The 24,003-nt window shown below is 43.1% G+C and carries 17 protein-coding genes; 12 read left to right on the forward strand and 5 right to left on the reverse strand.

The features are described 5' to 3' along the window. The first annotated feature begins 1 nt into the window (after position 1). Positions 2-991, forward strand: a complete 990-nt coding sequence (locus SOO65_RS02840) for an NAD(P)/FAD-dependent oxidoreductase (protein ID WP_321396608.1) — start codon at positions 2-4, stop codon at positions 989-991. A gap of 2 nt (positions 992-993) precedes the next feature. Here the strand turns inward: SOO65_RS02840 and SOO65_RS02845 are convergent, their stop codons facing one another. After that, positions 994-1,311, reverse strand: coding sequence for a 2Fe-2S iron-sulfur cluster-binding protein (locus tag SOO65_RS02845; RefSeq protein ID WP_321396611.1), 318 nt, complete (start codon positions 1,309-1,311; stop codon positions 994-996). A 113-nt stretch (positions 1,312-1,424) separates the two neighbouring features. On the opposite strand from SOO65_RS02845, the gene SOO65_RS02850 reads away from it, so the two are divergent. Both SOO65_RS02850 and SOO65_RS02855 read left to right on the forward strand, forming a co-directional pair. Further along, on the forward strand, positions 1,425-2,534 hold the full coding sequence (locus SOO65_RS02850; protein WP_321396614.1) for a Glu/Leu/Phe/Val dehydrogenase dimerization domain-containing protein: 1,110 nt from the start codon (positions 1,425-1,427) through the stop codon (positions 2,532-2,534). Between the two features lie 175 nt (positions 2,535-2,709). After that, positions 2,710-3,117 carry a hypothetical protein gene (locus tag SOO65_RS02855; RefSeq protein ID WP_321396617.1) on the forward strand — a complete coding sequence of 136 codons (408 nt, stop codon included), beginning with the start codon at positions 2,710-2,712 and terminating at the stop codon, positions 3,115-3,117. Positions 3,118-3,141: 24 nt separating this feature from the next. Here the strand turns inward: SOO65_RS02855 and SOO65_RS02860 are convergent, their stop codons facing one another. Then, positions 3,142-6,378, reverse strand: a complete 3,237-nt coding sequence (locus SOO65_RS02860) for a beta strand repeat-containing protein (RefSeq protein WP_321396620.1) — start codon at positions 6,376-6,378, stop codon at positions 3,142-3,144. A gap of 109 nt (positions 6,379-6,487) precedes the next feature. Between SOO65_RS02860 and SOO65_RS02865 the strand changes: the two genes are divergently transcribed. The 4 genes from SOO65_RS02865 to SOO65_RS02880 all read left to right on the forward strand — a co-directional run bounded on the left by SOO65_RS02865 (position 6,488) and on the right by SOO65_RS02880 (position 12,605). Continuing rightward, positions 6,488-7,204: a hypothetical protein gene (locus SOO65_RS02865; protein WP_321396622.1), complete on the forward strand. Its 717-nt coding sequence runs from the start codon at positions 6,488-6,490 to the stop codon at positions 7,202-7,204. Between the two features lie 55 nt (positions 7,205-7,259). Beyond that, positions 7,260-8,375, forward strand: coding sequence for a hypothetical protein (locus SOO65_RS02870; protein WP_321396625.1), 1,116 nt, complete (start codon positions 7,260-7,262; stop codon positions 8,373-8,375). A 156-nt stretch (positions 8,376-8,531) separates the two neighbouring features. Further along, positions 8,532-11,240, forward strand: a complete 2,709-nt coding sequence (locus SOO65_RS02875) for a TIGR03960 family B12-binding radical SAM protein (protein WP_321396629.1) — start codon at positions 8,532-8,534, stop codon at positions 11,238-11,240. 81 nt (positions 11,241-11,321) lie between these two features. Further along, the gene (locus SOO65_RS02880; protein ID WP_321396632.1) at positions 11,322-12,605 is read left to right on the forward strand and encodes an ammonium transporter; all 1,284 of its coding nucleotides are present in this window, start codon (positions 11,322-11,324) and stop codon (positions 12,603-12,605) included. A gap of 29 nt (positions 12,606-12,634) precedes the next feature. Here the strand turns inward: SOO65_RS02880 and SOO65_RS02885 are convergent, their stop codons facing one another. Next, the gene (locus SOO65_RS02885) at positions 12,635-12,967 is read right to left on the reverse strand and encodes a hypothetical protein (protein ID WP_321396635.1); all 333 of its coding nucleotides are present in this window, start codon (positions 12,965-12,967) and stop codon (positions 12,635-12,637) included. A gap of 177 nt (positions 12,968-13,144) precedes the next feature. On the opposite strand from SOO65_RS02885, the gene SOO65_RS02890 reads away from it, so the two are divergent. From SOO65_RS02890 to SOO65_RS02910, 5 genes are all read left to right on the forward strand, one after another. After that, entirely contained in the window at positions 13,145-14,890 is a 1,746-nt protein-coding gene (locus tag SOO65_RS02890; RefSeq protein ID WP_321396638.1) for a S8 family serine peptidase, read from the forward strand. Positions 14,891-14,984: 94 nt separating this feature from the next. Next, entirely contained in the window at positions 14,985-15,659 is a 675-nt protein-coding gene (locus SOO65_RS02895) for a hypothetical protein (RefSeq protein ID WP_321396641.1), read from the forward strand. A gap of 76 nt (positions 15,660-15,735) precedes the next feature. Further along, a complete protein-coding gene (locus SOO65_RS02900) occupies positions 15,736-17,907 on the forward strand; it encodes an alpha-ketoacid dehydrogenase subunit alpha/beta (protein ID WP_321396644.1) in 2,172 nt (723 codons plus the stop codon). A gap of 342 nt (positions 17,908-18,249) precedes the next feature. Then, a complete protein-coding gene (locus SOO65_RS02905) occupies positions 18,250-19,713 on the forward strand; it encodes a WD40/YVTN/BNR-like repeat-containing protein (protein WP_321396646.1) in 1,464 nt (487 codons plus the stop codon). Continuing rightward, a complete protein-coding gene (locus SOO65_RS02910) occupies positions 19,673-20,497 on the forward strand; it encodes a sialidase family protein (RefSeq protein WP_321396649.1) in 825 nt (274 codons plus the stop codon). Before SOO65_RS02905 ends, SOO65_RS02910 begins: the two co-directional genes overlap by 41 nt. On the opposite strand, the gene SOO65_RS02915 is transcribed toward SOO65_RS02910, so the two are convergent. After that, a complete protein-coding gene (locus SOO65_RS02915; protein WP_321396652.1) occupies positions 20,494-23,046 on the reverse strand; it encodes a PEP/pyruvate-binding domain-containing protein in 2,553 nt (850 codons plus the stop codon). The genes SOO65_RS02910 and SOO65_RS02915 overlap by 4 nt on opposite strands. Continuing rightward, entirely contained in the window at positions 23,039-23,950 is a 912-nt protein-coding gene (locus tag SOO65_RS02920; RefSeq protein WP_321396655.1) for a UbiA prenyltransferase family protein, read from the reverse strand. The genes SOO65_RS02915 and SOO65_RS02920 overlap by 8 nt, the downstream gene beginning before the upstream one ends. Positions 23,951-24,003: the final 53 nt, after the last annotated feature.

Raw genomic sequence — 24,003 nt, forward strand, 5'->3', positions numbered from 1 at the left:
CATGGATCAAAAAATTTATCCTGTCTGTGTTATCGGCGGAGGTTCCGCCGGTATCATGGCAGTTCTTCGTACTGTTCTTAATAACGATGAATGTCTGTTCTTTCCTGGTTCTCCAAAGGACAAGAAGCGTTCGCGCGCTCTATGGGTAAGAAAGATTGAAAACATGCCGGCCCACTTTCAATACAAGCGTGGCATTGAAGAGCCGAATGCTGAAACGTTAAAGTGGATCGCGGAATCTCCTTTCAAAGATAATCTTCTTATTCATAAAAACGTGGGTGTGACGAGTGTCGTGAAGAAGGGCGAGATTTTTGAAATCACTGATTCTAAAAACCAGGTTCATCTCGCTGAGTATATTATCCTTTGTACTGGAGTGATGGATGTTCAACCTGAGATCAAAGGTTCAATTGAAACCGTTTTTGATTACGCCAATGCTCAGACCATTGATTACTGCTTAATCTGTGACGGTCATCACGTTTTTCAAAAACGCGCTTCCGTGATTGGACACGGTAATGGAGCTGCTTGGGTGGCGATTATGCTTTATGAGCGCTATCAACCCGAGAACTTTGCTATTCTGACGAATGGGAAAAAAGCCGAGTTTCAGGACGACACTAAAAAGCTCATTGAGATGTATGGAATCAAAGTTTACGAGCAAGAGATCTCAGATGTTCTGGGCCAAGAGAAAGGGAAAATCCTGGAAGGCTTCATGCTTTCGGATGGAACTAAATTTGAAACCGACATCTGTTTTGTATCGATGGGCATGATTGTTTATAACGAAATCGCCAAGCAGTTGGGTGCAGATTTGGATGAGCGTGGTTTTGTGAAGGCCGAAGAATCGGGGCTTACTTCAATTTCAGGTCTGTATGTAGCAGGGGATTTGAAGGCAAATACCAAGAAACAGATTTATACCGCTTGGGATAATGCTGTGAACGCGGCCAATGCCATCAACATGAAGATTCGTTCGAAAAAGCGTCAACAATTCAAAAAAGATTAAGATTATTTTATCGGGACGATAGTGACGTCCCCATGAACCTTGGCCCGGCAAGACAGTCGGATTTCTTTGTTTTTAATGAAATCCTCTCCTCGCTGCCCTCGAAACTCGTCTTTAAGGGCATCAATGGTATTCTGTTCAATGACTCCAGGGGGTTGCAAATGCTCTTTCCCTGCTGTGACTTCCACCCGACAGGCCCCGCAAGACCCAGATAGGCACCCATGAGGTAATACCTCTCCATGCTCGTATAAAGCGTCGTAAAGAATCTCACCTTCATTCACGTCAAAGGTCTTCGTCGTGTCTGTAATTGACACCCTGGGCATAAGATTCTTCCTTGTCAAAACCTTAAGGGTTTAAGAAACTCGTCGCAATAAAATCTAGTCTAACCTAAGTCATAATTTTGGTCACTTGTAAAAAGGTGCCGAAGGAGAACGGTATGTTAACTCTCGAAAAAATGTATTCAATGGGCCACGAAGAAGTTGTCTTCTTCCAGGATAAGTCTTGCGGTCTTAAAGCTATCGTAGGTATCCACGATACAACTCTAGGTCCAGCTCTGGGCGGAACTCGTCTATGGCCATATGCTAACGAAGAAGAAGCTCTAATCGACGTTCTTCGTCTATCTCGTGGTATGACTTATAAAAATGCTATCTCAGGTCTTAACCTTGGTGGCGGTAAAGCGGTAATCATCGCTGATCCAAAAAACAAAAACGAAGCTCTTTTCCGTTCATTCGGTCGCTTCATTGAATCTCTAAACGGTCGTTACATCACAGCTGAAGATGTAAACACTTCAGTAGAAGATATCGAACACATCTTTACAGAAACAAATCACGTAACTGGTGTTGCTCAACAGAACGGTGGTTCTGGTAACCCATCTCCGTATACAGCTCTTGGCGTGTTCCGCGGTATCGAAGCTTCTGTAACAAAAGCTTTCGGTTCTCGTTCACTTAAAGGCAAAACAGTGGCCATTCAAGGTGTTGGTTCAGTAGGTTTCGAACTTGCTAAACTTCTTACTGAAGCTGGTGCAAACATTGTTTATACAGACGTAAACGAGCGTGGAATTCAGCGTATGAAAGACGCTTTCCCAACTGCTAAGTTCGTTTCTACAAATGAAATCTTCAGCGTTGCTTGTGACGTATACGCTCCATGTGCACTTGGTGCTTCAATCAACGACGAAACAATTCCTCAATTGAAAGCTAAGATCGTTTGTGGTGCTGCTAACAACCAACTTAAAGAAGACCGTCACGGCCTTATCCTTAAAGAGAAAGGCATCCTTTACGCTCCAGACTACCTAGTAAATGCTGGTGGTGTAATGAACGTTTCGATCGAGTTCGAAGGTTGGGCAGACTCTAAATCTCGTCGTATGGTTGATACAATCTACGATAAGACTCTTGAAGTTTTCAAAATCTCTGACGAGCAAAACATTCCAGTTAACAAAGCTGCGGACGTAATGGCAGAGAACAGAATCGCTGCTATGAGAAGCATCAAGAACGGTTACCTTGGTGTTAAAATCAACCACAGAATGCCTGGTCAAAAAAGAAGATTCTAATCTTAAGGCCCTCGAAAGAGGGCCTTTTTTTTTGCTCGACTTTCTCGGTTATGACCCATTTTACCTCCTAAACACATTTCTCTTTAATCTAAGTACAGACACTTATCGTTGGCATCGTTCATGCTTCTCTTACAACAGTCAGAAGGTTAAAGACCTACTGGAAAGAGGGGTATTTATGAATAACGCAGAAATTATGGGACGCTTTAATCATCTGAAGAGCAACGTGCAACATTTGTTCTCAGACATGTCTCACCTCGTGGTAGATCGCATTCAAAGAATGAAAGAAACAGATTCGGTTCATCCGATTCATATTGATAACTATCACTATGAATCACATCGCATTGATGTCGATTACGACTTGGATGATCTTCCGCTTACTTTGAATAAAGATCCAGGACCTGGTGTTAGATACAATTACACTGAGAACTCGGAGTTTGCTCGTGGAGCTCCTAAAGCGGCGGCCCATGGGATTGATAGTTTTGGAGAAGAAGACACGTTTGATCCTGAAGAAGCAGATGAACATCAGACGTATCGAGATCGAAAACAGAATTCAGACTTGGATAAGAGATTCTATACCCACTGAAAGGGGCCCTCGAGAAGGGCCCTTTTAGTATAGACCGTTCAGATAATTACTAATGATCGTTTTTTGTGCCGGAGTTAATGATCCGGAAATTGCCATAACCTCACCAATCGCACCATCAAAAGTAGTTCCAATCAATGCTCCCGCCGTAAAGTCTTGAGGAGTATCGAAATCAACTTGGATGACGTTAACGGAGCCAGTCGCTCTATTTACGTTAAAGAATGTGTTCGTCCCGCGGTCAGTTCCGTTCAACCAGAGGTTACCATAAGTTATGGTAAGGTCATAAGTTGTGGCACCAGGTGAAAGAGTAATCGCATTCTTGAAGATATCATGGACTGCAAGAGTCGCTGGATTCTTAACAACGATGAAAACGGTTTCAACGTTATTGAGAGCACCGCCTAAATTGAGAGCATCATCACCTGTAAAATTTCGACAGTCATTTGCACTTGAGCATGTTGTATAAGAAATGGAACCGCTGTTACTAACAGTAGGACTACCAGTTTTAGCAAGACTTACAAAATCTTTTTTTACCCACAGTTTTGTATTCGCAAACACTACTCTGACAGTGCTTAAGTTCTGTGTTTGGAAAGTATTGGTTCCGGTTGCAGGATTTCGCCCACCATCGAGAATCGTGGCACCATTAAGCGTAATGGTGTTTACTGTAGAAGAAAGACCATCGAAATCATAATCGTTATCAGTAAGTGTGTATGAGAAGGTAAGAGTTGTTGTTCCATCTCCGGAAGTGAGAGGAAAATCAATGTTACCGCTCGTGAGTGCCACTCTGATATACGGTGTTCCGCCTGTAACATACATTGGTTCAGAATAAGTTAGAACAAATGATAATGTTTCTCCGCTCTCGTGAGTTCCTGAAAAGCTAGTGGCTGTTGGTTGTGCGGGTGCAGTGTTGTCAATAAGAATACCTGTCGTAGTTGGCGAAGTGAAGGCTGCCGCAACCGAATTAGAGCCAGCATCTCGTACATATCCAGTTGCGGTCGGATAAGCGCTACTAGAAATAGTGGTCCCAACAGCAATGCCATCTGGGTCATTGTCGGCCGCTACGATTGTGTATCGAAATGTATGTACTGTGTTTGTCGTGCTTGCAGTTGGACGTAAACATTCAGTTCCTGCCCCAGAGGCGTTCAATGTTACTGTAATACACGGTAGAGTTGCCGTCACATTAGTGGTTACTGGCTCGCTAAAAGTTACTGTGAAATCTAAGTTTTCACCGACTCGATAGGTTCCATTTGCTGTGACAGGAGTGACAGATACAATAGTGGGTGCTGTTGTATCAACGAGAACGCCAGTTGTAGAAGGAACATTAAAAGTTAAAACATTGGCCGTGTTTCCTGCAGCGTCTTTTATGACCGCAGTTCCCATTAACGGAGAAGAAAGAATAACGCCATCGGTATCTGTATAAGTCGATAGACCATTTGTCACAGGTCTGTGAGTAATTGCGGCAGTATTGTTATTGGCAGCATATTGTAAATTAACGGTTGATCCACCAACGTTCATGGGAACATAAGCAGCACCAGTACCGGTTGCGCTATAGTTAACTGCCTCAGACCAATTCACAATAAAGTTCATGGTCGCAAGGTTTACGTTTGAGTAAGTGCCATTGGTTGCTGGAGTTATAGAGGAAATAGTTGGTCGAACACCATCAACAAATGTTGTGGTAATACTTGCTGGTAATGTACTCAGTACGTTAGTTCCATGAGCATCTGTTAACACACCACCATTTAATGTGATTGTTCCTAATGCAATTGTCCCGTCTGTATCAAGATCGCCTTCTTGAATGGTATAACGGAAAATCAAAGAACTTTGACCATCACCAGAAATATATGGCGCTTGAACCGTGGTTGAACCAATCACAAGTCCGATACTAGGTGTACCACCGGTTTGAGTAACAGTAATGGGTGTGTTGAAACCAATTGTTACATTTAAATCTTGTCCAATGATCCATTTATTATCCAGGGCCGTGCCCCAGACTGCATTAGTAATATCAGTGCCACGAGTTGCAGAGATCGCCATTGGTTGAACGGCATTCGCTTTAATTCCAGCGGTCGAAGGAATAACCAGTTTATTGTTTGTAGCATTCACAAAGAAACTACGATTTGGAGATGTCACGTCCTGGATGTTGCCAGCGTTTTGAGTAATAGAAGTAGGTACAGTGATCCCGTCTGCATCAACATCACCTGGAACGAGAGCATATCGGAAAGTGAGAAATTCAGTTCCAGTACCTGAAACATATTGGGCCTGTCTCACAGTCGAGCCAACCGTGATTCCCAAATAAGGAGTTCCGGTCACATTAACATTACGATCAAATTCAATCACAAAATCTAATGATTCACCTGCGAGATAAGTTTTATCTGCTGGCATAACAATATCAACGAAGTTTGGATATTGACCCCAAAGCATGACGGTAGCACTATATGTGATCGCCGCTCCAGTCACTCCTGACATATCTAAGTTTGCATCGTTTCCATTCGCATCTGTTAAAGTATCTGTGCCAATATCGAGTGAAGAAGAAATGGAAGCAAAGCCATTCGTATCTAAGAGTGTTGGTTCAATCTCGTACGAAAAAACAAGTTTGTTTGTGCCGGAGCCGGAGACATACTCAATGTCAGCCGATTGAGTTTGCGGAGCCGTTTGAGCTGCCGCATGAAAGTTGACAGTAAACTTTGGTGTCCCTGTAACATAAACAGGTTCACTAAAAGTCATTTGAAAATTTAGTTTTGCATAGGCGTGATAATTACCAGGCAAGTTTGTAACGGTTAGGGCCGTGATAGTAGGGCCGGCAGTATCTATTTTAACGTTCGGAAAATTTTTTGTCGTTACTGTCGCAATCGCGCAATCCGTAATAGTGCCGTTGTTATCAAATTTTAATGTACTGCCATTAAGTTCAAGCGCGTTTACATCAATTCCATTGGTGTCATTATCAGTGGCACCCACCACATACTTAAAAGTCATAGTACGTGCGTTAGGGCTGATGTCGTAATCTGCGTACTCGGTTACTGCTCCTACAGTGATACGAAGTCGCGGATCTCCCCCGGTCGTATCCATGATGATGTCGAATGGAAAAGTGACCGTGAAAGTGATGGTTTCACCTTCGTCATAGGCCTTGGCAGTTGGAGTCTGGAGAGTAAATTTATTAGTAGTAGGTACGTGATCAGAAATCAATCCGCCATCAGACGACTTCTCCTTCACCTGACATGAGGAGATAAAGAGGGTAATGAGAAGTGTAAAAGCCAATCCTAGCGTATTCATACCTATGTTCTTTATCGGCTCTTTTAATTGGCACTTTTAACTAATACCCGGCTAGGTAAAACTTGCCACTGCTAGGTTTTTCCATGAGATAAGGCAATAGTAAGATGTGATGGTTAGAATACTCTTATTACTTGCTCTGCTACTCCAGGTGAGTTGTGCCACAAAGTATATTGTGCCGGGAAACCGTTTTCTCACGCCTGAAAGTCAGGGGCAGGCCCTGCGCGGGCAATTTGAATTTCAACAAACCAGCGCCAACCAACTGACCGTGGATACTTCACAGGGAACGGTGGATCAAGGCGTGAAATACAGCGATCTCAGCCGTTCGGGCTTTTTACTCTCTAATTCAATATTTGATCAGCTCGATGTTTATTGGTCGCATATCGGTGGTGCCAATTCAATGGTGGGTCTGAAGCTTCAGTTTTTAGGGGACTCCAGGGTGGCCAAAACAACCGGTCATAAAATGAGTATTGCGGGGGCCTTGGGCGAAAACGAACACGAGACTGAAGATGAATCTGTTGAGTTCAATTTAGGAGGTAAAGAATTTTTACTCCTCTACGGTTACCGCTTCTCAGATATGTTTATGACATATTCAAGTTACTCGATGGCGACCTATAGTTTTGACGGAGACATACGTTCAAGTGACCCAGGTTTAAACGGGGCAGATCCTAGTTTTAATACTAAAATCCAATCTTTGAGTGCCGGTCTGGAACTTTCATATGCGGCCGCCTTTGCTAAACTTGAGGCGACTTATCAGCAATTAAAGACAAATGATACTAAAGACAAGAGCCGAATAATCATCGGTTATTCTATTGGATTATCGTGGTAACAAGCCGCTTTTGCCCCTCATTGAGTCTTATACCCGATTCTTTTAAAATATGAGAGTGAGAGAGTTCTTAAGTTTGAACAAAATTTTCTTCATTGCTTCGGTCCTGCTGGTTGTAAAACCAGCGTTCGCTAAATTGGATTTCGAAGACCACGCTTTTCCTGAATTAGTGACATCTGCTCGCGCGCTTGCGATGGGTAATGCTTATATCAATAAAGTAGATGATTCATGGTCTGCATTTTATAACCCCGCAGGGTTAGGTACAGTTCGTAAGCCGCAGTTTCATATTGCTAACATTCACTTAGAAGCAAGTAGTGGACTCCTTGATGTGATTGGAAACGGTCCTGCTTATGAAATTCCTCAAAACTACATCGACTCATTTGATCCAGAGGATATGCGATCAAAACTTGCTAAAAATCAAGGTGAACTTGCCCACTCGAGAATCAATCTCTTCCCGAACATCACGGTGAGAGGTCTAACTCTCGGTTATATGTACTCGCAGCGTGACCGAGCAATCATCAATGATGATGTTGCCAATAATTATGAGATTGCAGAAAGAAAAGATCAGGGTCCAGTAATGGCACTGAATGCTTCATTCTTCGGAGGAATTTTTAAGATTGGTGCTTCAGCAGTGTATCTGATGCGAAAAGATCTTTATAAATCTTTCGGACCAACTGATCCAGTAGATGTAAGTGGAAACGACTTTAAAAATGGTAAGAGCTTACAAGTAACTGCCGGTGCACGCTTAACTTTGCCATGGGATTTTCTTCCAACTGTTTCGGCGGTTCTAAGAAATGCTACCAACAATGATTTTGAAGGTGCTTCGGGTGGCGGACTTCCTGATGCAATTAAGCAAACAGTAGACCTTGGTGTTTCTATCACTCCTCAAATTGGAAAGATTTCTCGTCTTCACCTTGAGGCCAACATCAAAGATTTAAATGATGCTTACGATACTGATTACAAACGCCGTCTTGCCGCTGGTGCTGAGCTAGACTTCAATCGCCGTCTATTTGTGCGTGCGGGTTGGGGTGATGGTTGGGGGTCTGCCGGTCTAGGTGTGCGTACACGTACTTTCATTTTGGATCTCACAACTTATGCTGTTGACCGCTCTTTGGATGGCTTCCGCGAAGAAGAAGATCGCCGCTGGGTTCTTTCTCTCGCCTCGGGCTTCTAAGTTCAGGTACTTAAGTCACATTTAATACCCTGTAATTCTATTCTTTTCCTTTCCAAAAATTCCATCATCTGTTAAAAATCCTCATTCTTAATTAGAGGGTTCCAATCCTTCCACTCAACCAAATTTTTGAGTGAAACAAACCAGACGGAGACTTTTGTGGCCTCACACAATCCTTATGCATCCTTTCTAGAAAAAGTTGAAAAACCTGCACGATATATTGGTGGCGAACATTTCGTTACGAAAAAGAATTGGGACGAGACCATCGGTCGCGTGGCCCTGTGTTTTCCTGATACATACGAAATTGGGATGAGTCACTTGGGGATGAAGATCCTTTATGATGAAATCAACCAGCATCAATCTCTTTTAGCTGAACGCGTGTTTGCTCCATGGATTGATATGGAGAAAGAAATCCGCTCACGTGGATTGCATCTCGTTTCTCTTGAAAACTTCAAACCGCTTAAAGACTTCCATATTGTTGGTTTCTCTCTTCAGTATGAAATGAGTTATTCAAATATTCTGAACATGCTTGATCTGGGTGGAATTTCTATCTGGACCAAAGACCGTCAGGAACACGAACCATTCGTGATCTGTGGTGGTCCGTGTGCGACTCACCCTGAACCACTTGCTCCATTCATGGATTTCGTAGTGATCGGTGATGGTGAAAAACTTTTCGCTCGAGTAACTCACTTCGTGGGTGAAGCACGTGCTCGCGGTATGAAGCGTGATGAGATCCTTTTTGAACTAGCGAAGTGGAAAGGGATTTACGTTCCTAAGTTTTACGATACGGCCATTGATCCAATGACTCAGATGGAAGTTGTGACAGGGCCAAAAGCTGAATTCGCAGGCGTGATCCCTGATCGCGTTCAACGTTACTTTGTGGATAACCTCGCAAATTATCCGTTCCCGACAAAATCTCCGATCCCTCACATGACGGCGATCTTTGACCGTTTCTCAGTTGAGCTTGCTCGTGGTTGTACGGAAGGCTGTCGTTTCTGTCAGGCAGGAATGATCTATCGTCCGGTTCGTGAAAGAAATCCAGAGAACGTCGTTCAGATGATGATGGATGGACTTAAGAACGGGGGCTTTGATGAAGCCTCTCTTACCTGTCTATCAACTGCGGACTATTCTGCAGTTACTCCACTAGTGCTTGAACTTCTCGATAAATTACACAAAGAGAATGCGACACTTGGTATTTCTTCACTTCGTGCTTACGGTCTCGATGAGAGAATTCTCGATAAACTGGCCGAAGTGAAAAACACTTCTCTTACATTCGCTCCAGAAGGCGGCTCTCAGAGAATGAGAGATGTTATTAACAAGAACGTTTCAGAAGACGATCTACTAAAAACTGCCGAGAACGTTTTCTCTCGTGGTTGGACGAAAATGAAGCTCTACTTCATGATTGGTCTACCAACTGAGGAAGATGAAGATGTTGTGGCGATTATGGAAACTGCTGCTAAGGCACGTAAGAAGGCAACTGAGTGCGGTGTTCGTAACCCAACTGTTACTGTATCGGTTTCTTCATTCGTTCCTAAGCCTCATACACCGTTTCAGTGGTCGAATATGATCACGCTTCCGGAAATTGAGCGCAAGCAGAACATGCTTAAAGATCACGCTGAAAGATACCGTCTGAACTTCAGAAAGCACGTGGCACGCATTTCTGCTCTTGAAGGAATTGTTGCTCGTGGTGACAGACGTATTGCCGATATCATCTACAAAGCTTGGTCTCAGGGTGCTCGCTTTGATGGATGGGATGAAACATTTAAATATGATCTATGGGTTAAATGTGTAGAAGAGTCTGGTCTTGATACTCAGATCTTCCTTGGCACAATTCCGATGAACGGAAAACTTGCCTGGGACCACATTGATGTTGGATTGACTGAAAGATTCCTGGAAATTGAATGGAAGAAGGCGACTCATAACCGTCTTTCACCTCCATGCGGAAAAGTTCACGGGATGATTGTTCACCACTCAAACCTTGAATCGCTTGAGAAGACCTTCGATATCGATAAAAAGAAACTAGTTTGTTACCACTGTGGTGTTGCTTGTGACCTTAAAGGCATGGTGGAAGAGCGCCGTGACTTCCTTAAAGGCATGAACAGCATTGAAGATACCCCTTACGTTCAGCCAGAAGTCTTGAAGAAAGACATCGTGGAGCTTCGTGAGAAACGTAACCAAGCGGTTGGCTTTAAATATCGTATTGAGTTCTCAAAACTCGGGCCTATTACTTTCATTTCTCACCTTGATCTACAAAAGGTGATGACTCGAATCTTTAAACGCGCGGGTTTAGAAACTCTTCACTCTGAAGGTTATAACATTCGTCCGCTTCTTTCATTTGGACCGGCACTCACTTTGGGTATTAGCTCTCTGACTGAATACTTTGATGTACGTGTTCCTGCTGAATGGACTGATTTCGATGATATGATGAAGCGTCTTCAGACTCACTCTGAGCCGGGCATTATCTTTAAGGCCATCTCAGTGATTAATTCGAAGACTCCTTCAATTCAGGACTCGGCGAAGACCTTCACTTATTTCGTGCCAGTAAAGAACGATATTGGAACTGTGGTTGAGAATTTAAAATCTCAAGAGCAGATCATTATTCAATCTTACTCTAAAAAAGAAGAGAAGCTTCTGGATAAAGACATCCGTCCGATGTTGATTGATATCAAGACCGGTGAGTTGAGTCTCAATGAGAAAATCATGGAAATCATCGATGAAGTTTCTCCGTGCCGCATGCCGGGAATTTTTGTAACGGCAAAAGTGACTCAGGGGACAAGTATCCGTCCTTCTGAAATCATTGAGCTGCTTTCTGGCAAAGGCCTTGTTGTTGAGCGTCCAATCAAGGTTGCGATTGAGCTTAATGCATAGAAGTAGATGGAATCTTCATTCTAAATTAAATTAAACTTCTGCTCCTCCTCATCCAGTATGTCTGGTCGTCGAGGAGGAGCAATGAAACCCATCTATCTCGTTCATCTCGGTCTTATTTTTGTCTGCGGTCTATTGGCCACTTTCCTTCCTGAAATTCCTCAAGCTAAAACCGGCGGTCCCATTAACTATGGTGATACGGCGTGGTTGTTAACCGCTTCTGGATTAGTCCTTCTCATGACTCCTGGACTCTCATTCTTCTACGGAGGAATGGTTCGAAAGAAGAACATGATTTCGACCATGCTTCAATCGATGGTGGCACTGGGAGTGATCTCAGTCACGTGGGTCGCGATTGGATTCAGTCTGTGTTTTGGTGAATCCATCGGAGGCATCATCGGAAACCCAATGACCTATTTCATGTATCGCGGAGTAGGGATGGCGAGTCATCCGGATTTTGCTCCAACGATTCCTTTTGCTCTCTTTTCTCTCTTTCAATTGAAATTCGCCATTATCACGCCGGCACTTATTAGCGGTGCTTTCGCAGAACGAGTGAAGTTTTCTTCTTATTTGATCTTCATGTTTCTCTTCTCAATTTTCATCTACGCGCCTCTTGCCCATATGACCTGGCACCCAGATGGTCTTCTTCGTGGTTGGGGAGTTTTAGATTTTGCGGGTGGAACTGTCGTGCATATATCGGCCGGTATGGCGGCACTGGCGGGCTCAATTTATCTTGGACCTCGTCAGGAAATTAATCATGAGGCCCATCATATCCCTTATGTGATTTTAGGCACGGGTCTTTTGTGGTTTGGTTGGTTTGGATTTAATGCTGGATCTTCTCTTGGAGCTAATGAGACTGCAACATTGGCATTCATGAACACTAATACTGCCTCCGCAGTTGCAATGCTTACCTGGATGTTTTTAGAGCGCCTCCGAGGCAAAAAAGCTTCTGCTCTAGGTGCTTGCATTGGAGCCGTGGTGGGTCTAGTGGGAATAACTCCAGCTGCAGGGTTTGTAAGTGTAGGAGCTGCGATTCTAATTGGGTTTATCTCCGCTTCGATTTCAAACTTTGCTCTTTCCCTAAAAGCCAAGACCGATATTGATGACACTCTAGATGTTTTTCCTTGTCACGGACTGGGTGGAATTGTGGGAATGATTTTAACTGCGGTGTTTGCAAAAGACGTGGGCCTTATCTACGGGCAGACAACGACCTTCGTGAATCATTGTATTGCTTTAATCCTCGTGATGCTTTTCTGTTTTGTGGGGTCGTATGCACTTTACTGGATCAGTAATTTCACTCGACCACTTAGAGTGAGTGTAGAAGACGAAACGGTTGGTTTGGATTTATCTCAACATGGTGAGCACATCTAAAAAATAAGGAGGGGATGTCCCCTCCATTATTAATTTTTAATATCACATGTATAAGTTTGAATGAAATTCCTGAAGGTTCCTGGAACTGCTTTCCCTTTAATTGAGATGACAGTTTTTTCTGGATTCGGAGTGTCGATGTTTCTTCTGTTTCCAGTGATGATGTAGGTGTTACATCCAGGACAACGTGCGACAACTTTTTTGATTTCAATGTTTACGAGATCAACGTTCTCGCGAGCAAAGCAATCTACAACTTGTGGATGCTTCATCATCGAAAAGATTTCAACTGCTTCTGGACCCATTTTTTGTTGAGCGAAGACTGAGAAAGAGAAAAGCACAGTGAGAGATGCGATTAAAAATTTCATAATGCCTCCGGGTTTAATGATGAAAAGTTTATAGTCTTTTTGGCCCCGGCCAGTCTCTATCTGGTGTAAGAATTACACCAATTTTAAGAAATATTCTGACAGCAAATTTAAACACTTGTCTGAATTTCTTCATTGGGACATAAAGGAGGGCAGTTCATCAACAAAGGAAGGATCCCCATGATGTCAAAGACCGCGCTTCTTGCGCTTGCTCTTCCACTTTCAATTACAGCAGCATTCGCTCGTGTACAAGTAATCCCAAAAGCAGAACAAGATATTAAACTTTTTAAGCAGAACCAATCTCAATACGTTCTGAAAAATGCTAAAGGCACAATTCTTCAAACTTCAGCGAAGTCACTTCTAAGTGTTCGCCCTGAGAACTGGTTCAACCTTTCTCCGGCAGAAGGTGCTGAAGGTGTTGGTACGGAAGAAACTTACCGCCAGTTCGGTGTTGCTCAATCTGAAGACATCATCGTTGCGGTAATCGATTCTGGTGTAGACGTTAACCACGAAGATCTACAAGGTAAAATCTGGATCAATAAAGGCGAAATCGCTAACGACGGTATCGATAACGATGGTAACGGTTACGTTGATGACGTTTTCGGTTGGAACTTCATCGGTGGTTCAAATGGTATGGCGAAGATGGTTGAAGACTCATCTCTTGCTAACGGTATCCGTCTTGTGAAAGGTAATCCAGCTGCTCAAACAGATGCTGATTCACTTGAAGTAACTCGTGAACTAGTTCGTATGAAAAAACTTAAAGCTCGCACTGAAGAACTAGGTGAAACTCTTACTCCAGCTCAACAAGCTCACCTTGAAAAAATTCAAGCAATCGTAACTGAGAACCTTGAGGCCGCTAAAGGTGTAGTTGCTACTTATACAACTCGTCTTAATTCATACAAAGAAGCTGAGGCTGTTCTTAAATCAGTTGGCGTAACAACGATGACTCTTGAAGCCGTTCGTGCAGTTCAATCAGAGGACGAAGCAGTTGTTAAAGCTAAATCTGTGATGATCACACTTCTTGCTAATGGCCAGAACGAAGCTCGTCTTAACCGTGTGCTTGAGTACTACGGAGACCAAATTAAGTACTACTACAATGAAGATTTCAATCCTCGTTCAATCGTTGGTGATAACTACTCTGATATGAATGAGCGTATTTACGGTAACAACGATGTAATCGGTCCAGATTCAAGCCATGGTACTCACGTATCTGGTTCAATCGCCGCTGTTCGTGACAACAACCTTGGTATCAAAGGTGTTGCTACTAACGTAAAAATCATGGCCGTAAGAGTTGTACCAAACGGTGATGAGCGCGATAAAGACGTTGCGAACGGTATCCGTTACGCTGTTGATAATGGCGCTCGCGTGATCAACATGAGTTTCGGTAAAATGTATTCTCCATTTAAGAAAGTGGTAGATGAGGCCGTTCGTTATGCTGAATCAAAAGGTGTTCTACTAGTTCACGCTGCTGGTAACGACAATAAGAACAACGACGTTACTCCAAGTTTCCCTCAAAGAACTTATTCAAAAGAGGGTCGTGATTTCAATAACTGGTTAGAGATCGGTGCTTCTTCTTTCGAAAAAGGTCTAACTCTTCCAGCTGACTTCTCTAACTACGGTAAGAAGACAGTAGATCTATTCGCTCCAGGTGTTGATATCCTTTCAACAACTCCGGACAACACATACGATACTTACTCTGGTACATCGATGGCGTCTCCGACTGCTGCTGGTGTGGCGACACTTCTTCTTTCATATGATCCTTCAATGGATGCAGACGCGGTTAAAGCCCTTATGATCGATACTTCTCGTCGTTACCCTAATCTGAAGGTTAACCTGCCTGGAACTGAAACTCCGGTTCTTTTCAGCACGCTTTCAACGTACGGAACTATTCTAGACGTACTTTCAGCTACTAAGTCTTTGAAATAATTAAACAATATCGCTTATTGAGGGCCCCTTTTGGGGCCCTTCTTCATCTAATCTTAGGTTAAGTATTTTTACTGACTGACCGAAAAGGTCAGATATGAGGATTGGATTATTTCTCCTATTCGTCTTACTTGTCAGTTGCGCTGAAGCACCTCTTCGGCGTAATCCTGCTTCTGAGTCTCCGGTTCAGTTAGGGGAGGTCTCGCGTTCTCATAGCTCTGTTCAACTTTTTCCTTCTGCTGAAAATGATTCCCTGACTTATTACTTTTATCTTCAACTGAAGGACAGTAAGGGCCAGTTTGTAGATGTTTCTCCCTCTGAAATTGCTCTTAAAGCTAAAAATAAAAGGCCCGTCAAATTTAAACTCGAGCGCATATTGAATGGTCGCTACTACGTAATCGTAGAGAAATCAGAGCACGCTAAGAGTGTCGATTTTGTGGTTCAGAATCAAACGCTAAAAGAAAAAGTAAGTCTTAATTTCCGTCAACCTGACCGACGATATTCAAGCATCAGCATTAAAACCAAAGGTGAAGGGAAGATCACTTTCCAGCTGCGATTGGCGGATAAATCGAATCGGCCGGTGCTCCTTCCGGATCAACCTGAGATCGTTCTCGAAGGTCGAGGCGAAATTGAAGATTTGAAGCATATTCAAGAGGGAATATGGCAGTTCACAGTGATTTATCCCGAAGATAACCAGATCATGTATTTTTCAGTCCGCGCCCAAGGCGTTTACCTAGTAAATCTCCTGCGTTACCAGCACATAGAGAAATAATACCCATATCCCATCTAAACTGGATTTTTCCCTCGTCATTAGGGTAAGATGGGGCATCTTTTTTAGGGGAATTACTATGCGCACAAACATCTCAGAAAACGAGGCAACTGCCGTGAATTCGAAATCAAACCCAGAGTACAATAAGAAACTCGACATCATCAAAAAGCATAAGCTTACAAAAGCTGATCTTTCTTGGTTCTTAAAGAACATCTACCTTTCACGCAAAACTGACGACGCTGAAATCACAATGAAGAAACAAAACAAAGCTTTCTTCCAGATTTCTGGTGCTGGTCACGAAGGTATTCTTTCAGCTACGGCGAAAGTTCTAAAAGCTAAGCACGATTACTTCATCCCATACTACCGTGACCGCGCGCTTGTGCTTGGTCTTGGTCACTCAGTTTACGAACAACTTTGTCAGGCCAATGGTAACACTGGTGATACAGCATCTCACGGCCGTCAGATGCCAGCTCACTGGGGTAACGTAAATCTAAACATCGTTTCTAAATCATCTTGTACTGGAACTCAGTTCCTTCAAGCTGTAGGTATCGCTGAAGCAGGTCTTCACCTTAAAAAGATGAAGCTAAAAGATTCTCCGGTTTATAACGACCGTGAGATCGTTTACGTTTCATGTGGTGACGGTACAACTTCTCAAGGTGAATTCTGGGAAGGTTTAACCACTGCTTGTGTAAACAAGCTTCCAGTTCTATTCATGGTTGAAGATAACGGTTACGCGATCTCAACTCCAACTTGGGTACAAACTCCAGGCGGATCAATTTCAAAAGCTCTTGCAAACTTCCCTGGTCTTAAAATTTTCGTTTGTGACGGTAACTGTCCAATCGAGTCTTACGATACAATGGTAGAAGTAGAAAAATACCTTCGTGCTGGAAACGGCCCGGTACTTGTTCACGCTTCTGTAACTCGTCCATATTCTCACTCACTATCTGATGACCACGGTTACTACCGTACGAAAGACGATCTAGCTGATGAGCACTACCGTGACGTATTCAACGCTTTCCCACGTTTCCTAACAGGTACAGGTCTATTCACAACTGACGAAGTGAAAGCTCACCTGGATGAAGCTACGAAAGAAGTTCGTGATTCTATGAACCGTGCTCTTGAAACAGCATGGCCTGATAAATCAACTTACAAAGATCACCTATACTCAGACATCGATCCAACTTCATCTGAGTTCGATACTGCTCCTCAGTTCTCTGGTAAGGAAGATATTCCTCTAGCGACTGCGATCAACATGACTCTAAAGTCTGAGATCAAGAAGAACCCTCTTATGATGGTGTTCGGTGAGGACGTTGCGGATTTCACTGAAGTAGAAAAATACGACAACCCAGACCTTAAAGGTAAGGGTGGGGTATTCAAAGTTACTCACGGTGTTCAGAAGGCCGCGAAAGCTGGCCAGGTTTTCAACTCACCACTTGCTGAAGCAAACATCATCGGTCGTGCCATTGGTATGGCGATGAGAGGGCTTAAGCCAGTAGTTGAAATCCAGTTCTTTGACTACATCTGGACTGCTTATATGCAACTTAAGAACGAGATGGCGACTACTCGCTACCGTTCTGGTGGTGACTTTAAATGTCCAATGGTAGTGCGTGTTCCAATCGGCGGATACCTTCGCGGTGGAGCTATGTACCACTCTCAATCTGGTGAATCTCTATTCACACATAACCCTGGTATTCGCGTGGTTTACCCATCGAACGCACAGGATGCTATCGGTCTTCTAAGAACAGCAATTCGTTGTGATGACCCTGTTATGTTCCTTGAGCACAAACACCTTTATTACCAAGGTTATAACCGCTCTGCTGATCCAGGTGAGGAATACATGATTCCTTTCGGTAAAGCTCGCGTAGTTAAAGAAGGTAAATCAGCAACGATCGTTGCCTGGGGTGCGCTAGTTCAGAAGTCAGTAGAAGCCGCTAAAGAGCTTGAGAAAGAAGGCCATTCAATCGAGATCCTGGATGCTCGTACAATTGCTCCTTTCGATTTTGAAGCTGTATTCAAATCACTTAAAAAGACTCACCGTCTTCTTATCTGTCACGAAGAGCATAAGACATCTGGTTTTGCCGGTGAAATCGCTGCTCGCGTGAATGAAGAAGCATTTGAAACGCTAGATGCTCCGATCCTTCGTGTATGTTCAGAAGATACTCACGTAGCTTACTGTCCGGACCTTGAAGAAGTGATTCTTCCACAGACAAATAATGTGGTTGATGCTTTAAGAAAATTACTCGCTTACTAATCCAAGAAAAAATGGGGTGTAGCTCTTACGAGCTACACCTATGTTTTACTATCGCAAGGTACCGATCGGTTCACGAACCGGCTGAATCTCCTGACAAGGATTGGATTCAGCTTTCGCCATAGCGATAGTCATTAGAATCATAATACCTACAATTAAGACCTTATTCATAAGTCCTCCTAGTAAGCAATATACTGGAATTACGGATTTAATAATAATCAGAAATCAGGAAGGGATTGTTCAGTTTAGCTTAAGGTTGCGTAGACAATGGGTTGCCATCAGCAAATCTTCCTTGAGCGAATTTTTGGCCCAAACTCTGGATAATCTGTCGATAAGTCTTAATAGATGAGATCTTCGTTAATACTTGGAACTTTTCTGGGCCTCCAATTATTGGTTTCGTGTGAGCCTTCTATTCGCGTGATCATGGATGGCAAAGTTGCTGAAGTTCCTTCGAGTCAACCAACACTAATCTGGAACTATGATCAACCAGTCCTTCGTTCTGGTGAATCCATTCCATTCGCATTTTCTAATGGGACCTCTGGATACACTACTAATGCAAATGGCATCGGAACCTTCGATCCGAATACGCTTATTTATTCTGTTCCATTAAATCAACCTCCGCTCGCTCATCCCATCTCTGCCACAGATGGAGCGGGAATGAATGGCATTAACACTGTAAAGATTGCGGGATTTCAAGTCGGAGAACGAATTGATTTCCCACTTTCATTTGGAGAGCAGAACTTTGTTACAAGTTCGGCCACATTAGCAAATGGGAACATATTTATTTCAAGTATTGTTGGGGATTCACCAGGATGGGAAAGATGGGTCATTAATAAAACATCTGATATTGGATCAACTTGGACCCAAGTTGACCACTATGCCCCTCATGAAGAAGGGGAATCTCATCCTCTTGCAATGATTGCAAAAAATAATGACTTATATGTATGTGGTTATCAATGGGAATACGGTTCTCCAATATATAGTTCAGAATGGATAATTAGAAAAACATCTGATGGTGGAAGTACCTGGACCACAGTTGATCAGTATGGAAACGTACCTGGTGCGGACCATATTTGTTTTGATATTGATTTGCATGAGGCCTCAGGAACACTTTTCGCCGTTGGATATGACGGCATAGGTGCATTAGTTAAACAAAGTGTTGATGATGGTGCTACTTGGACGGTGATTGGAAGTTTTCCTGCAATTGAATTTTTCTCTTCAATCAAAATTTCACCTTCTGGAGTAATTTGGGCAATTTCCAAAGAGAGTGAGCTGTGGAAAGGAACCTTCAGTCTAGGAACATGGAATTGGGTCAATCAAGGTCCAATATTGAGTGGGATCATTAATTATGGTCTTTATCAATTACGAGGTGATCTCGAGATAGTTTCAGAAACGGAGGCCTATTATTCTGGTAACAATGGCAGGTGGAGCATAGCTAAAACGATGGATGGAGGAGCGAGTTGGACCATTGTGTATAGTGGTCCCGCCAATTCAGGCGGCCAGGATATAAAGATTTTGAGCAGCGGTGATCTTGTTGCAACGGGTTTTTTTGAAACTGCAGTACGAAGCTTCGTGATTTTACAAAGTCCGGATAACGGTTCCACCTGGAACATTGAGTATCAGAACAATACAGTTGAAAAACAAGGAGTAACAATCACTCCTGCGAACGATGGTTCAATCATGGTGTTCGGAACTTTCAGAGACACTCCCAATCAAATTATAAATGTTCGTTCGGTTGATAATGGATTGAGTTGGGGCGATAGAGGAATTGTTTATTTTAAGCAAAACTTCTGGACCATCGGCAAATGAAATCTATATCGGAGGTAACGCTGGTGCAGCTGGCTTTTATTTAAGAAAATCAAATAACAGTGGCTCATCTTGGAACTTGGTTGATTCCAATCCGGCCTTCCTCAGTGATCCTCATGTGACGGTTTCTCCAGATGGAACTGTCTATTACATGGGCAAAAACGGAGCAAACTGTAATTTAAGAAAGGGAACCGCAAACGGAACTATTTGGAGTACGATTCAAACTTTTCCGATTAAACCAGGAAGTATAGGTTGCGATACAAGAGCTTTGGAGGCCTTCAGTGATGGTTCTCTGTGGCTTTCAGTAAGAGAGCTTGGTGTGGGCCCTGTTAATCAAGGGGTCATATATCGTTCAACCGATGGTGGAGCGACTTTTACTGAGGTTTTCCGAGAGTCCCAGATACTTCACCATCAGACAATAAAGAGGCTCGCAAATGGTGATGTCCTGGCGCAGTCTTATTACACCGTCATGAAGACTTCAGACAATGGAGTTTCATGGCAAGTCCTTTATGATGGCACGCCTACACTGAATGAAGTTAAGGAGTTCGCATTAGATACTGTCGGCCGACTCTATGTCCTAGATGATAACAATCGGGTCTGGGCCCAGAACCAATTTGATCAGAGTTGGTTTGTTACCTATGATTACACCCTCATTAACATGCTTTATGGTCGAGAATTAACTAAAATTACTGATTGTGGTAATAATAGTGGAGTGTGTGTTCTGGCTAAATACGAACAACGTATCGTCGGCGCAGTCAATGAAATGATTCCACTCGTAGTTCCCTAAAGGATTTCAATCTCTCCAGTGTCACCGTTCATTCTGATCTTCATTCCGCTCTTAAAACGCTCTGTCGCATTTTTCACATTGATAATGCAGGGAATTCCCAGTTCACGAGAGATAATCGCCGCATGAGAGAGCATGGAGCCCTTCTCGATGATGATTCCTTTCACTCCAACGAAGAAGTATCCCCAGGCGGGATCGGTTCTTTCTGCCACGAGAATTTTTCCATTGAGAGAGGGTGCTTGATTGAGGTCGAGTACCACTTCACACTGAGTTTCGATAATGCCACCAGAGCATGGGACACCACGAACAGAGTTGGAAGAAGTGACAGTTGATTTGTCTGAAAGCTTTTCGGCAAATGTTAGATCATTCACAATGAGGCGATCAGGTAGTTTTAAATCTTTGAATTTCTCTAAATGATTTTTACGAAGAGAAATCAGCTCCCTCCAATAACCTGGCCCATAAGTATCATAGACCAGTGACATTAATTCATCGTAAGTGAGATAGAAAATGTCCTCAGTTTGCTCGATCCATTTCTTTGCCACGAGATTTTTCCCGATGCTTAATACGAGCTTACGAGAAAGACCTTTGAATCGAACACGATCAAAGCGAGCGTCTTCACGGAAGCAAATAACCTCAGTGCATTTCCTGAAGAGTTGCCAGAAGAGGAGCGAAGTCAGAGGTTTGGCGAACCAATATTTTTTTAATTCTTTATGAGCGTAATCACTTTTTTCACGTTCGCGGCTTCGCTGAGACTTTTCACTCATACCTGATTTTGCATACTCGAGGATGAGCTTGATCGTGGTCTCAGGATTTTCTCTGGCAGTGGGAACTTCAATTTTCATTTCCCATTGTGAGCGGTCCCCGAAGCGATCCAAGTGGGCCTTGAACTTATGATAGAAATCTCTAAACTCTGAATGCTCGAGAAGACGCGCCAGAATGTGATGATCCTGCAGGTTTTTTTCTAAAAAAGTTACAAGTGCATGATTGGCCCGCACACTTTCCGCGAGGCCAATAAGGGAATAGATCGCTTTGGAGCTCTCTAAATCTTCTCGGTGGCTTAATAAATCATTGTACAGTTGATCTCCGCGACTCCCTGCCAGGCGGCCCGCCAGAATACGGCATGAGCGATTAAGCACAGATGAGAAGAAATCGTTTAAAAGAGGAATTTTAATAATCGCCAGGAACTCTGAGTCCAGGCGGCTTAGTAAATGAATCGTTTCAAAGGCATCTTTGGTGTTATGAGCATCACGGTTAAAACGCTCATACAGCTCTTTGAATTCTTTTTTATATTGGCGGTGGTGACGGCCGGCCATGAAATAAAAACTCGCAAATTTCGGTAAAATCTTGGCGATGATGCGAAGTTTTTGGAATAGAGTGCGCTCTGGCACTTCGATCATGCCGGAAGTTCCAATTCCAACCATTTCCTCGAATGAAGAAGCTGCCTTCTCGCCACCGAATGGAAGAAGAGTGTAGACCGAGTACCAGTTATTTAAATTGTAATAAATCTGACCGCCCCATTGGCCCACTAAATTTTCCAGACTGTGGTTAATGTAACGAAAATCATCTTCTGAGAAACCCAGGTAGCGCACGAGATTTTTAAAATTCGCTGAATAGCCACGTGCCAGAGCTGTATATGTCAGGGGAGTGGACTGCTTTGGGTAGTTCTCTGCAATGTTGCTGTTATCAAAAATATGGATGTGCTTGCGCGATGGCACTGTCGTGATGGGTCTGGCCTGAAGAACAAACAAATCACCGTTTCTAAAAGTGAATTCTATATCAAGGAAGTGCTCGACTTTGGAACTTAAGATTGATGATGCCTTAAGGAGCTTCTCAATATCTGAGTCGGAAAGAGTTGAAAGTTCTCTTTGATTGTCGGCGAGCTCTTTCTTAATAAGAGTGTTACTGCCTTGATCAAAAGCGATGTAGTGCTTCTTATTGTGGATATGTCTTTCTTTTACAATATAATTTTCCACGATGTACCGATCGGTATCAGTCTCTTCATCAACAATGCCTTGTCCGAGACCAGGACCGGCGACGATAATTTGCTCGGTAATTTTTCCTAGAGGATCTGCCTGAAAGAGGACACCGGATTTTTCGCCATCAATCATCGCTTGGACTACGATGTCCATTTTTAGGAGGGTCCAAGAGAGTCGGCGGTCCACACAGTATTGCAAAGCTTTGGTATGAAACAGCGAGTGCCAGACTTCTTTGATCGCTTCGTTTAACTTTTGCGATATGAAAAGTTTAGTTTCAAAAATTCCCGCAAACGAATGCTCAGGAGAGTCTTCAAGTGAGGCCGAAGATCTCACGGCGTAATGAACGTTCTTCCCGAGATCTAAACGAGTATCAGGAATATGAACAGAATGAATGAAACTCTTCGCGAGATTTTCAATTTTCTTGGCATCAGTTGTTGCTAGTGCTTCATGGAGTTCGTCCCAGATTTTTTTGTCTCCCCAACTAATGAACTCTTCGTGAGTGATCACTGTGAAGGGCGGAACATTCAATCCAAGAGATGCGAGAAACTTGAGAGAGCCGGCCTTACCATTAAACATGAAATTGTCTCCAGGCCTTATATGTGAGAGCGGCCAGAGGAATAAATAAGTGTAGGGTCATATAGATTTCGGCCACAGGCTTAAGATTTTTTAGTCGTGGCCTCATACCATGGAACAAGATCGCAAGAAGTAATAGAAGGTTCAGAGCGAGTAAAGGTATGTTCATCCCTTCAAGGCCTTCAAACAGACTTACCATCACGAGGTTATTCAGAATCGTAACAACGACCCAGAAGGCCGCAAAGGCGAGAGATCCTTTAAATCCCATCATCGTTGAATAGATTTGATAGCCAGGCATTTCATCTTCCGGAAGATAGGTTTTACGAAGAACTTCCCAAGAAAGTCCGGGAAGGACAATGAAACCGATAATAGAAAGTTTCTCCGGTAGTGACCAAGATACGTTATTTTGATTTAAAAGATAGGCCTCGGCATACCAGTATAAGAACAGACCTACCGGAGCATGAGTAAAAAAAGCATAGAGCCTATTACTTGAAATGGTCTTCTCCATGAAAAACCATTTGCCCATGCAAAACGTAAAGAACAGGGCCAACAAAAATTCAATAAGAGCGTGTGGGAAGATTATATTAATGATCACGCTAATAACTGTGACAACGACTAGTAGGACATTTAAATCCGAAAGTTTTAAGCGTCCCGATGGAATAGGGCGGTCAGGAAAAAACTTTTGATCAGTTTTAAAATCTTTAAATTCATCGCTAATGCGGTAGTAGAGCAAAAGGAAAAAAGTACTGAAGGCCGGAACCAGGAAATGCCATTCGAATTTTGTGAGTTTGAAATCAAGAAGGATAATCAGATAGATAAATAGGGTCACAATCAAGGAAAGTACCAGACGGGAACCCGGCTCAAGCTGCTCACGGCAATAGCATTGAATCCTTTCAATGAATGACATAAAAACCCCTTTATTTCATTCTAAAGGGTTCTGGTTTTTGTGCCATAAAAAAA

It is taken from the genome of Peredibacter starrii (assembly GCF_034259205.1).
In the GTDB taxonomy this organism is placed as follows: domain Bacteria; phylum Bdellovibrionota; class Bacteriovoracia; order Bacteriovoracales; family Bacteriovoracaceae; genus Peredibacter; species Peredibacter starrii.

What these genes read in the sequence shown, in the direction of transcription:
- SOO65_RS02840 (WP_321396608.1), top strand. Translation starts at nt 2, where the DNA reads ATGGATCAAAAAATTTATCCTGTCTGTGTTATCGGCGGAGGTTCCGCC.
- SOO65_RS02845 (WP_321396611.1), bottom strand. Translation starts at nt 1,311, where the DNA reads ATGCCCAGGGTGTCAATTACAGACACGACGAAGACCTTTGACGTGAAT.
- SOO65_RS02850 (WP_321396614.1), top strand. Translation starts at nt 1,425, where the DNA reads ATGTTAACTCTCGAAAAAATGTATTCAATGGGCCACGAAGAAGTTGTC.
- SOO65_RS02855 (WP_321396617.1), top strand. Translation starts at nt 2,710, where the DNA reads ATGAATAACGCAGAAATTATGGGACGCTTTAATCATCTGAAGAGCAAC.
- SOO65_RS02860 (WP_321396620.1), bottom strand. Translation starts at nt 6,378, where the DNA reads ATGAATACGCTAGGATTGGCTTTTACACTTCTCATTACCCTCTTTATC.
- SOO65_RS02865 (WP_321396622.1), top strand. Translation starts at nt 6,488, where the DNA reads ATGGTTAGAATACTCTTATTACTTGCTCTGCTACTCCAGGTGAGTTGT.
- SOO65_RS02880 (WP_321396632.1), top strand. Translation starts at nt 11,322, where the DNA reads ATGAAACCCATCTATCTCGTTCATCTCGGTCTTATTTTTGTCTGCGGT.
- SOO65_RS02885 (WP_321396635.1), bottom strand. Translation starts at nt 12,967, where the DNA reads ATGAAATTTTTAATCGCATCTCTCACTGTGCTTTTCTCTTTCTCAGTC.
- SOO65_RS02890 (WP_321396638.1), top strand. Translation starts at nt 13,145, where the DNA reads ATGATGTCAAAGACCGCGCTTCTTGCGCTTGCTCTTCCACTTTCAATT.
- SOO65_RS02895 (WP_321396641.1), top strand. Translation starts at nt 14,985, where the DNA reads ATGAGGATTGGATTATTTCTCCTATTCGTCTTACTTGTCAGTTGCGCT.
- SOO65_RS02900 (WP_321396644.1), top strand. Translation starts at nt 15,736, where the DNA reads ATGCGCACAAACATCTCAGAAAACGAGGCAACTGCCGTGAATTCGAAA.
- SOO65_RS02905 (WP_321396646.1), top strand. Translation starts at nt 18,250, where the DNA reads ATGAGATCTTCGTTAATACTTGGAACTTTTCTGGGCCTCCAATTATTG.
- SOO65_RS02915 (WP_321396652.1), bottom strand. Translation starts at nt 23,046, where the DNA reads ATGTTTAATGGTAAGGCCGGCTCTCTCAAGTTTCTCGCATCTCTTGGA.
- SOO65_RS02920 (WP_321396655.1), bottom strand. Translation starts at nt 23,950, where the DNA reads ATGTCATTCATTGAAAGGATTCAATGCTATTGCCGTGAGCAGCTTGAG.